Below are 12556 nucleotides of genomic sequence, written 5' to 3'. Positions count from 1 at the left end.
CGCCTTTTGGCTGACTGAACCCCGGAAAACCGATTTGACGTTCGAGTTGCGTTCGGTTTTCAGGCGACGGAGGCCGCTCCCGACGCGTCGGCCTGCGCCTCTTCCGTGGTCAGGGCCTGCCGTATGCCGGCCGCCACCTCCCAGTGCACCGGCAGCGCGAGGTGTCCGACGCCCGTCACGCGCACATTGCGGACGCTCAGATCGGGGTGGTCGATGCGGGCGCATTCCACGGGCACCATGATTTGGTCCAGGTCGCTCCAGAAGCTGATGAAATGCGTCGCGCAATCCGGTGCGGGGCTTGCGAGTTCGGTGACGACGTCCGATCCCGGGCGCATCTGGCGCACCAGGGGGTGCGCGGGCAGCAGGGAGGCCGCGCGCGTGCCGCCGTGCGGGGTGCCGAGCGTGACCAGGAGCCTGACGCGGGCGTCCCCGCCCATCCGCTGGATGTAGTACCGCGCGATCAGTCCGCCGAGGCTGTGTCCCACCATGTCGACCCGCTGCTGGCCCGTGCGGGCGCAGATGTCCTCTATGTGCCGGCCCAGCAGCCGGGCCGCGGTGCGGATGTCGCAGGTCAGGGGCGAGTAGTTGAGGGATTCGACCTGCTTCCAGCCGTGTCGGCGGAGGGATCTGCGCAGCAGTACGAAGACCGAGCGGTTGTCGATGAAGCCGTGCAGCAACAGAACAGGCAGATGACCTGCTTGTTCTGTTTCGACGGATTCGTGCAGTCCGGGAGTGTCGGGCGTGTCGCCGGCGTCCGGGAGAACGGGCAGCGCCCGCCGGGGCGGCGGGCGCTCCTGAACGAGACCGGTCGGATAGAGGAGCAGATGACCGGTGAGTATCGCCAGCTCCAGCACCGACGACCGGACGAGCGCGGTCGACGGGCGGAGCAAGGCGGCGAGGATGGTGATGAAGGGCAGGGTCCTGGTCCCCATGGCCGACCTCCCGAACGGCACCCGGGAAGCGCGGCTGTCGACCCCCGTGTGCGCCCACGGGCAGCTGTGCGCGGTCGGCCGCACCGCTGTGCCGTGCGGCTGTCGGCACAGTGGTGCGGCGGCCTCGCCGCGGCTCCCCTTGCGACCGCCCGGAGACTCGCCGCCCCGGCGACGCGGGTGGCTGGGCGACCCGTAAGACGCGGAAGCGCGCGGACGGTGCGTAGCGACGTGTTGTCCCACGTGTGATTTCCCCCTCCCTCCGCACCGCGAAACGGCCGCGTGCGGGATGCTGGAGATAACGTTCGTTCACATCCCTGGGCGCCGGTTACCGGCGGTCGTACATGGAGGCAGTGATGGGAGTGACCGGTCCGATCCGCGTAGTGGTGGCCAAGCCGGGGCTGGACGGCCATGACCGCGGCGCGAAGGTCATCGCGCGGGCGCTGCGCGACGCCGGCATGGAGGTCATCTACACCGGCCTCCACCAGACGCCCGAGCAGATCGTGGACACCGCGATCCAGGAGGACGCCGACGCGATCGGCCTGTCCATCCTCTCCGGCGCCCACAACACCCTCTTCGCCAAGGTGCTGGAGCTGCTGCGCGAGCGCGACGCGGAGGACATCAAGGTCTTCGGCGGCGGGATCATCCCCGAGGCGGACATCGCGCCGCTCAAGGCGCAGGGCGTCGCAGCGATCTTCACGCCGGGGGCGACGACTGCCTCGATCGTGGAGTGGGTCAACGCGAACGTCCGCCAGCCGACGGACGCCTGACCACGCCGGAGCGCGCCGGAGGCCCACGTCAGACGGGTCGTCCGGGCTGTCCGGGCTCTCCCGGCCGGCCGGGCGGCCCCGACAGTTCGGCCAGCATGGTGGCGCGCAGCCGCAGCGTGCGCACGAGCCGCTGGAACGCCTCCCCCCAGTAGGCGCCGGCCCCTGACGCGCCCGAGCCGCCGGCGGGCTCCTCCGGCTGTGCGGTGAGCGCCTCCAGCCGGTCGGCCTGCGCCGGGTCCAGGCAGCGCTCGGCCAGGCCCATCACCCCGCTGAAGCTCCACGGATAGCTGCCCGCGTCGCGGGCGGTGTCCAGGGCGTCCACGATCGCCCGCCCCAGCGGTTCCGCCCACGGGACCGCACACACGCCCAGCAGCCGGAACGCGTCCGACAGGCCGTGCGCCGAGACGAAGCGGGCGACCCACTCCGCCCGTTCGGCCGCAGGCAGCGCCGACAGCAGCTTCGCCGGGTCCTTCCAGGACGTGCCCTCCGCGGCGGGCGGCGCCGAGGCGGGGCCGAGCAGCGCCCGCGCCCACTCCGCGTCCCGCTGCCGGACCGCGGCCCGGCACCAGGCCGCGTGCAGCTCCGGCTGCCAGCCGTCGGCGACCGGCAGGGCCACGATCCCGGCCGGGCTCCGCCCGCCGAACCGCTCGCCCCACGCCCCCAGCGGGGCCGCCTCCACGATCTGGCTCAGCCACCACGAGCGCTCCCCGCGCCCGGACGGCGGCTTCACGACGACGCCGTCGCGCTGCATGCCCTTGTCGCACTCGTGCGGCGCCTCCACCGCGATCCGCGGTTCCCCGCCGCCGCTCGTACGGTCCAGCGACACACAGCTGCGGGCCCGCTCCGCCATGCGGGCCGCGAGCGCCGAGCCGGGCAGGGCCGACAGCAGCTCCGCCGCGGTGGCCCGCACGTTGCGGCTCCGGTCGGACAGAGCAACCTCCAGGAACGGCTCGTCCGCCGCGGACCGGCCCTCGCGCAGCACGTCCAGGAACAGCAGGCGGTCCTCGGCCCGCTCCGTCGCCCACGAGCCCGCGAGCAGCTCGCGGGCGGCCGCCGGATCGCGGCGGCGCAGGGAGGAGAGGAACGCGGCCCGCTCGGCGAACAGGCCCTCCTCCCACACCCCGGCATCCGCCGGGCCTCCCGGAGCCGCCGGGCCCGCGGCGGGGCCGGGCCGCAGCGCGTACTTCCACTGCGGGTTGAGCCCGGCCAGCCACCGGGCCCGGGGCCCGCCGAAAACGAGCGCCTCCGGCCGCAGGTCGGTACGGGACCTGGCCGCTTCGAGCAGGGCGGGCAGCAGGGCGGGAGGCGCCTGGTAGCCGTGCCGGTTGGCGGCCGCCAGCCACTGGGGCAGCAGCTCCGTCAGATCCGGCGCGGCGCCCCGGCGCCCGCCCCCGGACCCGCCGCGCTCGGCGAGCAGCCGGGCGAGGCGGCGGCGGGCCGCCGGGGGCAGCGGCGGGCGGCCGTCCGCCGGCGCGGGTGCGGGGCGGGCTCGCGCCACGGCCGGCAGGGCTCCGGCTCGCCGCCGCACGGTGTCCACCGCGGCGGCGTCCAGCAGCGCCAGGGCCGCCTCCTGCCCGTCCCGGGCCTCCACGGGCGGCGTACGACGGCCGGTCCCGAGCAGAGCGGAAGTGACGAGCTCGTCCCAGGTGTGGTTCACGTGATGTCCCTCTCGTATCGGGAAGTTGCGCAGGGGCGTGTGTCGGCCTCGGGCACCGAGCACGGCACGGCCCCGGCGGCCGACGCCGTCGTGGAAGCCCGCTGCAACGGTCCTCCGTTATCTCCCGCCCTCACGGCGAGCTGCCCCGACGGCGAGCTGCCCCGACGGCGAGGGTCCGGCGGAATGGGCGGGTGGCGGTATCGGTGGTGCGCGTCTGGCGTCAGAGCGGTATCGGCTCCTGGCCTTCCGCTGTCCGCGGTGTCCGTTCCGGGCCCCACGCGGCCAGCGGCACCGTGCCCCCGTGGCCGTATTCGGCGAAGACCGTGACCGGGGCGCCGCCCGATAGCGAAGCCAGCCGCCACAACCCCTGGCTGTCGCGCAGCCGTGGATCGACCGCGAGGGCGCACTCGCCCTCCGCGTCGGCCAGTTGCCAGCCGTTGACCTCCTCGTCCGGGACCGGGACCACGCCGTCGAGGACGACCGGCCACGCGTCCACCCAGGGGTCGTCGCGCAGGGCTTCGCCGTACGCGGAGAGCGCCGCTTGCACGCTGCCGCCCGGCGGCGGGCCGGGGCTCTCCGCGGGTGGGGCGTGGCGCGTGCCGAGCGCTGCGCGGAGCGGGCGGGCCGCCGGGTAGTAGACGAGGTCCGCGTCGATGGACAGGCCCACGGGCAGGGACAGTTCCGGTGCCCGCCCGGCCGCGCCGAAGGAGAGGAGCAGCGCCATCCGGCCCGAGCCGCGGCCGTGGAGCCAGATGCGGCGGGTGGTCAGCCGGCCGTCGTCGCTGTCCTGCTGGGCCAGGACGAGCCAGTGGTCGCGGACCGGCGGGGCGGACGCGAGCAGCGCGGCGGTGTCGGTGGTCAGGCCGACACGCGAACGGACCGTCGCCGCCAGCGGCTCCGGCAGCTCGTCCAGGCGCAGCCAGCCCTGGTTGAGGGCGTGCAGCAGGGCGCACTCCTCCAGCAGCCGCCCCGCCCAGTCGGCCCCCGCACCCCGTACGGACGCCAACTCCCTTACCCGCGCGGCCAGGCCGGGCGCCTGGGCGTCGACCATGCGGGCCGCGGTCTCGTCCCACGGCCCGTACCCCGTACCGTCCGCGGAGCCGAGCCCGCCGCGCAACAGGTCCGCCAGCCGCTGCTCCAACTCCGTGACGCCCGCGGTGATCCGCGCGGCCCGGCGCTCCCCTCGCCGCCGGGCCGCCTCCTGGTCCGCGGGCGTCGCCGGCGCGGCGGCCTCCGGGCCGGCGGCGGCCCGTTCGGCCCGCTGCCGCCGCCGGTCCAGCCACTGCCCCGCCCAGCCGGGCGGGTCATCCCGCGTGACCGGCACCGCGGCCTCCCCCGAGACCCACAAGAGCAGCAGGCCCAGGGCGTGCTTGCACGGGAACTTGCGGCTCGGACAGGAGCAGTTGAAGCCGGGGCCGCCCTCCCCGGACAGATCCACCACCGTGCGATACGGCCGGCTGCCGCTGCCGGAGCACTCCCCCCAGACCGCTCCGACCCGGCCTCCCTCCCCCTCCGCGCGCGCCCCCGCGCCCGACCACGGCCCGGGAGCCGCCAGCTTGCTCCCCGCCTTGCGTGATGCGGCGTCAGGCGCCAGCGCGAGCACCGTTTCCGCCGTCCTGATGTCCCCCTGCGGATTCATGCCCCAAACGCTAGGACCCCCCACTGACAATCGCCCTGACCTGCGAGTTCGCGCCGCCCGGGGGCGTTGTCAGTGGGGTGGTGCAGGGTTGTTCACGCATCCCGGAAACGCACACCGAGGGGGACTTGTGACCGTGCCCGGAACCGACACCCAGGCCCTGCGACCGCACGCGGAGCACGCCTTCGCCGAGGAGCTGAAGGCCCTCGCGGCCGCCGACGACCGGCCCCGTCCCGAGCGCTGGCGGCTCTCGCCGTGGGCCGTCGCCACCTACCTGCTCGGCGGCACGCTGCCCGGCGGCACCGTGATCACGCCCAAGTACGTGGGCCCGCGCCGCGTCGTCGAAGTCGCCGTCACCACGCTCGCCACCGACCGCGCCCTCCTCCTGCTCGGCGTGCCCGGCACCGCCAAGACCTGGGTCTCCGAGCACCTGGCCGCCGCCGTCAGCGGCGACTCCACGCTCCTCGTCCAGGGCACGGCCGGCACCCCCGAGGAAGCCATCCGCTACGGCTGGGACTACGCCCGGCTCCTCGCCCACGGCCCCAGCCGCGAGGCGCTCGTGCCCGGTCCCGTCATGCGGGCCATGGCCCAGGGCCTGACCGCCCGCGTCGAGGAGCTCACCCGCATCCCCGCCGACGTCCAGGACACCCTGATCACCATCCTCTCCGAGAAGACCCTCCCCATCCCCGAGCTGGGCGAGGAGGTGCAGGCCGTCCGCGGCTTCAACCTGATCGCCACCGCCAACGACCGCGACCGCGGCGTCAACGAGCTCTCCAGCGCCCTGCGCCGCCGTTTCAACACCGTCGTGCTGCCCCTGCCCGCCACGCCCGACGACGAGGTCGACATCGTCTCCCGGCGCGTCGACCAGATCGGCCGCTCCCTCGACTTGCCGTCCGTGCCCGACGGCACCGACGAGATCCGGCGCGTCGTCACCGTCTTCCGCGAGCTGCGCGACGGCGTCACCACCGACGGCCGCACGAAGCTCAAGTCGCCCTCGGGCACGCTCTCCACGGCCGAGGCGATCTCCGTCGTCACCGGCGGCCTCGCCCTCGCCGCCCACTTCGGCGACGGCGTGCTGCGCGCGGGCGACGTGGCCGCCGGGATCCTCGGCGCGGTCGTCCGCGACCCGGCCGCGGACCGGCTCGTCTGGCAGGAGTACCTGGAGACCGTCGTCCGCGAGCGCGACGGCTGGAAGGACTTCTACCGCGCCTGCCGCGAGGTCTCCGCGTGACCGCCCCCGGCCCCTTCCTCCTGGGCATCCGCCACCACGGGCCCGGCTCCGCGCGGGCCGTCCGGGCGGCCCTGGAACAGTGCCGCCCCGCGGCCGTGCTCATCGAGGGGCCGCCCGAGGCCGACGCGATCGTCCACCTCGCGGACGACGAGGGCATGCGGCCGCCCGTCGCCCTGCTCGCCCACGCGGCGGACGACCCGGGCCGCGCCGCGTTCTGGCCGCTCGCCGGGTTCTCCCCGGAGTGGGTGGCCATCCGCTGGGCCCTCGCGCACGGCGTCCCCGTACGGTTCATCGACCTGCCGGCGGCGAACGCGCTCGCACTGAGCGGAGGGGACGGACTCCGGCCCGCCCCGAAGCCGGCCGGCGGGGCCGGCACCCCCGCTGCCGGTGACACCGGGCGAGGCCGTCGCGCCGCCGCCGAAGCGTCCCCCGCAGCCGGACCGTCCGCCGATCCGCGACCCGCCGATCCGTCACCCGCCGGCCCGCGACCCGCAGACCCTCCGCCCGCCGCCCCGCGGTCCGATCCCCTCGCCGTGCTCGCCGCGGCCGCCGGGTACGACGACCCCGAGCTGTGGTGGGAGGACGCCGTCGAGCACCGCCGCAGCGCGGACGGGACCGACGCCCTCGCCCCCTTCGCCGCGCTCGCCGACGCCATGGCCGAACTGCGGTCCGCCTTCGGTGACGGCGACGCCGACGGTGACATCGGCGGCGACGGGCCCGACGGCGCGCGGGACCTCGTCCGCGAAGCCCACATGCGGCTCAGGATCCGGGACGCCCGGCGGCAGTTCGGCGACGGGATCGCCGTCGTCTGCGGCGCCTGGCACGTCCCCGCCCTCACCGCCCGGCGCACCGTCACCACCGACCGGCAGGCCCTCAAGGGGCTCCCGAAGGTCAAGGCCGAAGTCAGCTGGGTCCCCTGGACCCACCGGCGGCTCTCCCGCCGCAGCGGCTACGGCGCCGGCATCGACTCGCCCGGCTGGTACGGCCACCTCTTCCACGCCACCGACCGCCCGCTCGAACGCTGGCTCACCAAGGTCGCCCGGCTGCTCCGCGACGAGGACTTCCCCGTCTCCTCCGCCCACGTCATCGAGGCCGTCCGGCTCGCCCGCACCCTCGCCTCCCTGCGCGGCCGCCCGCTCGCCGGGCTCACCGAGACCACGGACGCCGTCAGAGCCGTGATGTGCGACGGCTCCGACGTACCGCTCGCGCTCGTACGGGACCGGCTCGTCGTCGGGAACGTCCTCGGCGAGGTCCCCGACACCGCCCCCGCCACGCCCCTCCAGCGCGACCTCGCCCGCCTCCGGCGCAGCCTGCGCCTCAAACCCGAAGCCGACGCGCGCGACTGGGAGTTCGACCTCCGCAAGGACACCGACGCCGCGCGCAGCCGCCTGCTGCACCGGCTGCGGCTCCTCGGCGTCGACTGGGGCGAGCCCGTCCGCTCCCGCGCGGGGACCGGCACGTTCCGCGAGTCCTGGCGGCTGAGCTGGGAGCCCGAGCTGGCAGTGCGGGTCGCCGAGGCCTCCGCCTGGGGGACGACCGTGCTCGCCGCGGCCACCGCCAGGGCCGAGGCCCTGGCCGCCGACGCCGCAAGCCTCGCCGGCGTCACTTCGCTCGCCGAGCGCTGCCTGCTCGCCGGACTGCCCGCCGCCCTGCCGGCCGTGATGCGCGTCCTGGCCGACCGCGCCGCGCTCGACACGGACGTCGCCCACCTCGCCGAGGCCCTCCCGGCCCTGGTCCGCTCCGTGCGCTACGGCGACGTCCGCCGCACGGACACCGCCGCGCTCGGCGAAGTGGCCCAGGGGCTCGCCGAACGCGTCTTCGTGGGCCTTCCCGCCGCGTGCGCGGGCCTGGACGCGGACGCCGCGGCCTCCATGCGGGGCCTGGTGGACGAGGTCCACCAGGCGGTGGGGCTGCTCGTCCCCGAACCGGAGCCCGGCGCGTCCTCCCTCCGGCAGCGCTGGGCCGCCGTGCTCGGCGTGCTCGCCGGGCGGGACGGGCTGCCCGGCGGGATCCGCGGGCGGGCGGTGCGGCTGCTGCTCGACGACGGGCTGCTGCCCGACGGGCGGGCCGCGCGGCTCATGGGGCTCGCGCTCTCCACCGGTACGGAGCCGGCCGAGGCCGCCGCCTGGATCGAAGGGTTCCTCGGCAGCGGCGGACCCGGCGGCATGCTCCTCGTCCACGACGAGCGCCTGCTCGCCCTCGTCGACGACTGGCTCACCGGCGTACCGGCCGGGTCCTTCGCCGGCGTCCTGCCCCTGCTCCGCCGCACCTTCTCGGCGTTCGACCCGGGAACGCGCCGCGCAGTGGGCCTGCAGATCCGCCGCAGCGGGCCCGGAAGAGGAGGAGCCGGAGGAGGGGGAACGCTGCCCGGCGGCCGGGCGGAGCGCGGGCCCGGGACACGCCTCGACGAGGAACGCGCGGCGGCGGTGCTGCCGACGATGCACCTGCTGCTGGGCATGGCACACACAGGGGGACCCCGATGACGACCAGGGACACCACAACCGCGACCACGGACACGAGCACGCCCCCGGACACGACCGCGACCCCGCACACGACCGCGACCCCGCACACGACCGCCCGCACGGCCACCGCCCCCACCACGATCCCCACCACCCCCGCCGAACGCCTCCGCCGCTGGCGCCTCGTCCTCGGGGCGGAGTCCCCCACGGGCGCCGGCGGCGGGTTCGCCGCCCTGAGCGGCGCCGACGCCGCCATGGACCGCGCCCTCGAAGCGCTCTACGGCAGCCAGGGCGACCCGGGCGCCCGGTCCGCCGGCTCCCGCGAGGCGGGCCTCGGCGCCTCCGCCCCGCGCGTCGCCCGCTGGCTGGGGGACATCCGCACGTACTTCCCGGCGTCCGTCGTTCAGGTGATGCAGCGGGACGCCATCGACCGGCTCGGTCTCGCCGCGCTCCTCCTGGAGCCGGAGATGCTGGAGGCCGTCGAGGCCGACGTGCACCTCGTGGGCACGCTGCTCTCCCTCCACAAGGCGATGCCCGAGACCACGAAGGAGACCGCCCGCGCCGTGGTCCGCAAGGTCGTCGAGGACCTGGAGAAGCGGCTGGCCACCCGCACCCGCGCCACCCTCACCGGCGCCCTCGACCGGTCCGCCCGCATCGCCCGCCCCCGCCACCGCGACATCGACTGGGACCGCACCATCCGGGCGAACCTCAAGCACTACCTGCCCGAGCACCGCACCGTCGTCCCCGAGCGCCTCATCGGCTACGGCCGGGCCGCGCGGGTGGTGAAGAAGGACGTGATCCTCTGCATCGACCAGTCCGGCTCCATGGCGGCCTCCGTCGTCTACGCCTCCGTCTTCGGCGCCGTCCTCGCCTCGATGCGCTCCCTCGACACCCGCCTCGTCGTCTTCGACACCGCCGTCGTGGACCTCACCGACCAGCTGTCCGACCCGGTCGACGTGCTCTTCGGCACCCAGCTCGGCGGCGGCACCGACATCAACCGGGCGCTCGCCTACTGCCAGTCCCGCATCACCCGCCCGGCCGAAACCGTCGTGGTCCTGATCAGTGATCTCTACGAGGGCGGGATACGCGACGGGATGCTCGAACGGGTGGCGGCCATGAAGGCGGCCGGCGTGCAGTTCGTGACGCTTCTCGCACTCTCCGACGAGGGCGCCCCGGCCTACGACCGCGAGCACGCGGCGGCCCTGGCCGCCCTCGGCGCGCCCGCCTTCGCCTGCACCCCGGACCTCTTCCCCGACGTGATGGCGGCGGCCCTGGAGAAGCGCCCCCTGCCCGTCCCGGACGCGGCCGGGTGACCGCCGCCCGGCCCCTCCCGCACACCCGTCCGCGTGCGGGACCGGTCGCGATCTGTGAGCGTAATCACGGCCGGAGTGTGACCTCTGATTTAGGGCCTCCCCGCCTGCGGGGATAACCTGCGAGACGGACATGCCGCGTCAACGGTGAACGTGTGCCGCCCTCGCCCGTGCTACCCCGGGGCGCAACCCCCGGACCCTGCGGAGATCGCGCTCTCACGCCGCCCAGCGGCACGCCCGCGCAGACAACGAACCGCGATATCCATGGAAAAGGGACGGACGCGCGTGGACCTGTTCGAGTACCAGGCGAGGGACCTCTTCGCCAAGCACGGTGTACCGGTGCTGGCCGGTGAAGTCATTGACACGCCTGAGGCGGCCCGCGAGGCGACCGAGCGTCTGGGCGGCCGTTCGGTCGTCAAGGCGCAGGTGAAGGTCGGTGGCCGCGGCAAGGCCGGCGGCGTGAAGCTGGCCGCCACCCCGGACGAGGCCGTCGCCCGCGCGACGGACATCCTGGGCATGGACATCAAGGGCCACACGGTCCACAAGGTGATGATCGCCGAGACCGCTCCGGAGATCGCCGAGGAGTACTACGTCTCGTACCTCCTCGACCGCACCAACCGCACCTTCCTGGCCATGGCCTCCGTCGCCGGCGGCATGGACATCGAGGAGGTCGCGGCCACGACCCCCGAGAAGCTCGCCAAGGTCCCGGTCAACGCCAACGAGGGCGTCTCGATCGAGAAGGCCCGCGAGATCGTCGCCCAGGCGAAGTTCCCGGCCGAGGTCGCCGAGCAGGTCGCCGAGGTCATGGTGACCCTGTGGAAGACCTTCGTCGCCGAGGACGCCCTCCTCGTCGAGGTCAACCCGCTCGCCAAGGTCGCCGACGGCCGCGTCATCGCGCTCGACGGCAAGGTCTCCCTGGACGCCAACGCCGACTTCCGCCAGCCGGAGCACGAGGCGCTGGAGGACAAGGACGCGGCCAACCCGCTGGAGGCCGCCGCCAAGGCCAAGGGCCTGAACTACGTCAAGCTCGACGGCCAGGTCGGCATCATCGGCAACGGCGCGGGTCTCGTCATGAGCACCCTCGACGTCGTCGCCTACGCCGGTGAGAACCACGGCGGCGTCAAGCCCGCCAACTTCCTCGACATCGGTGGTGGCGCCTCCGCCGAGGTCATGGCCAACGGTCTTGAGATCATCCTCGGCGACCCGGACGTCAAGTCCGTCTTCGTCAACGTCTTCGGTGGCATCACCGCGTGCGACGAGGTCGCCAAGGGCATCGTCCAGGCCCTGGAGCTCCTCAAGAGCAAGGGCGAGGACGTCTCCAAGCCGCTGGTCGTGCGCCTCGACGGCAACAACGCGGAGCTGGGTCGCAAGATCCTGTCCGACGCCAACCACCCGCTGGTGCAGCGCGTGGACACCATGGACGGCGCGGCCGACAAGGCCGCCGAGCTGGCTGCGGCTAAGTAAGGGACGAGGACTCCACAACCATGGCTATCTTCCTCACCAAGGACAGCAAGGTCATCGTCCAGGGGATGACCGGCGCCACGGGCATGAAGCACACCAAGCTCATGCTGGCCGACGGCACCAACATCGTCGGTGGCGTGAACCCGCGCAAGGCCGGCACGAGCGTCGACTTCGACGGCACCTCCGTGCCCGTCTTCGGCTCGGTCGCCGAGGCGATGAAGGAGACCGGTGCCGACGTCACCGTCGTCTTCGTCCCGCCGGCGTTCGCCAAGGCCGCCGTCGTCGAGGCGATCGACGCCGAGATCCCGCTGGCCGTCGTGATCACCGAGGGCATCGCCGTCCACGACTCCGCCGCCTTCTGGGCGTACGCGGGCTCGAAGGGCAACAAGACCCGCATCATCGGCCCGAACTGCCCCGGTCTCATCACCCCGGGCCAGTCCAACGCCGGCATCATCCCGGGCGACATCACCAAGCCCGGCCGCATCGGTCTCGTGTCGAAGTCCGGCACGCTGACCTACCAGATGATGTACGAGCTCCGTGACATCGGCTTCTCCTCCGCCGTCGGCATTGGTGGCGACCCGGTCATCGGCACCACGCACATCGACGCGCTCGCCGCGTTCGAGGCCGACCCGGAGACCGAGCTGATCGTGATGATCGGCGAGATCGGCGGCGACGCCGAGGAGCGTGCCGCGGACTTCATCAAGGCCAACGTCACCAAGCCGGTCGTCGGCTACGTGGCGGGTTTCACCGCGCCCGAGGGCAAGACCATGGGCCACGCCGGCGCCATCGTCTCCGGTTCGTCCGGCACCGCCCAGGCGAAGAAGGAGGCCCTCGAGGCTGCCGGTGTGAAGGTCGGCAAGACCCCGTCCGAGACGGCCCGCCTCGCGCGCGCCGCGCTGGGCGCCTGAGCCTGACGGTTCCCGCGCGCGGGCCCGCACCCCTTGAGGGGGGTGCGGGCCCGCGCCCGTTTCCGGGGCGCTGCCCGGCCGGTTGAGGCCACGTAAGGGTAATTGCGCGTCAAATAGGTTTATCCGGGTATCAAAAGCGACACGACGGTCATTTACCCGCTACCCGAACGAAAGGCGTGTTCTTGGCAGCATGAC

General features: G+C 74.2%; 9 protein-coding genes. 6 read left to right on the top strand and 3 right to left on the bottom strand.

All coding sequences use genetic code 11. From position 1 onward, the window contains the following. Positions 1 to 59: 59 nt before the first annotated feature. Complete coding sequence (locus ACFZCD_RS17785) at positions 60 to 932, bottom strand: esterase/lipase family protein (protein ID WP_391831755.1); 873 nt, start codon at positions 930 to 932, stop codon at positions 60 to 62. Between the two features lie 353 nt (positions 933 to 1285). Here ACFZCD_RS17785 and ACFZCD_RS17780 point away from each other — a divergent pair, with 353 nt between their 5' ends. Continuing rightward, the gene (locus tag ACFZCD_RS17780) at positions 1286 to 1699 is read left to right on the top strand and encodes a cobalamin B12-binding domain-containing protein (RefSeq protein WP_391831753.1); all 414 of its coding nucleotides are present in this window, start codon (positions 1286 to 1288) and stop codon (positions 1697 to 1699) included. 28 nt (positions 1700 to 1727) lie between these two features. Here the strand turns inward: ACFZCD_RS17780 and ACFZCD_RS17775 are convergent, their stop codons facing one another. Both ACFZCD_RS17775 and ACFZCD_RS17770 read right to left on the bottom strand, forming a co-directional pair. Then, the gene (locus tag ACFZCD_RS17775) at positions 1728 to 3356 is read right to left on the bottom strand and encodes a DUF5691 domain-containing protein (protein ID WP_391831751.1); all 1629 of its coding nucleotides are present in this window, start codon (positions 3354 to 3356) and stop codon (positions 1728 to 1730) included. Positions 3357 to 3576: 220 nt separating this feature from the next. Further along, on the bottom strand, positions 3577 to 4995 hold the full coding sequence (locus tag ACFZCD_RS17770) for an SWIM zinc finger family protein (protein ID WP_391831749.1): 1419 nt from the start codon (positions 4993 to 4995) through the stop codon (positions 3577 to 3579). Positions 4996 to 5122: 127 nt separating this feature from the next. Between ACFZCD_RS17770 and ACFZCD_RS17765 the strand changes: the two genes are divergently transcribed. The 5 genes from ACFZCD_RS17765 (at position 5123) to sucD (ending at position 12361) form a co-directional block, all read left to right on the top strand. Continuing rightward, a complete protein-coding gene (locus tag ACFZCD_RS17765; RefSeq protein WP_391831747.1) occupies positions 5123 to 6223 on the top strand; it encodes an AAA family ATPase in 1101 nt (366 codons plus the stop codon). Next, on the top strand, positions 6220 to 8706 hold the full coding sequence (locus tag ACFZCD_RS17760) for a DUF5682 family protein (RefSeq protein ID WP_391831745.1): 2487 nt from the start codon (positions 6220 to 6222) through the stop codon (positions 8704 to 8706). Before ACFZCD_RS17765 ends, ACFZCD_RS17760 begins: the two co-directional genes overlap by 4 nt. Then, positions 8703 to 9995: a VWA domain-containing protein gene (locus tag ACFZCD_RS17755; protein WP_391831743.1), complete on the top strand. Its 1293-nt coding sequence runs from the start codon at positions 8703 to 8705 to the stop codon at positions 9993 to 9995. Before ACFZCD_RS17760 ends, ACFZCD_RS17755 begins: the two co-directional genes overlap by 4 nt. A gap of 282 nt (positions 9996 to 10277) precedes the next feature. Continuing rightward, entirely contained in the window at positions 10278 to 11456 is a 1179-nt protein-coding gene (gene sucC, locus ACFZCD_RS17750) for an ADP-forming succinate--CoA ligase subunit beta (protein ID WP_391831741.1), read from the top strand. 20 nt (positions 11457 to 11476) lie between these two features. After that, complete coding sequence (gene sucD, locus ACFZCD_RS17745) at positions 11477 to 12361, top strand: succinate--CoA ligase subunit alpha (protein ID WP_359103733.1); 885 nt, start codon at positions 11477 to 11479, stop codon at positions 12359 to 12361. The last annotated feature ends 195 nt before the right edge of the window (positions 12362 to 12556 follow it).

It is taken from the genome of Streptomyces sp. NPDC008001 (assembly GCF_042958085.1).
Lineage (GTDB): Bacteria > Actinomycetota > Actinomycetes > Streptomycetales > Streptomycetaceae > Streptomyces.
The sequence above is the reverse complement of the archived record's forward strand: the minus strand, read 5'-3'. Positions and strand labels throughout refer to the sequence as shown.

What these genes read in the sequence shown, in the direction of transcription:
- ACFZCD_RS17785 (WP_391831755.1), bottom strand. Translation starts at nt 932, where the DNA reads ATGGGGACCAGGACCCTGCCCTTCATCACCATCCTCGCCGCCTTGCTC.
- ACFZCD_RS17780 (WP_391831753.1), top strand. Translation starts at nt 1,286, where the DNA reads ATGGGAGTGACCGGTCCGATCCGCGTAGTGGTGGCCAAGCCGGGGCTG.
- ACFZCD_RS17770 (WP_391831749.1), bottom strand. Translation starts at nt 4,995, where the DNA reads ATGAATCCGCAGGGGGACATCAGGACGGCGGAAACGGTGCTCGCGCTG.
- ACFZCD_RS17755 (WP_391831743.1), top strand. Translation starts at nt 8,703, where the DNA reads ATGACGACCAGGGACACCACAACCGCGACCACGGACACGAGCACGCCC.
- sucD (WP_359103733.1), top strand. Translation starts at nt 11,477, where the DNA reads ATGGCTATCTTCCTCACCAAGGACAGCAAGGTCATCGTCCAGGGGATG.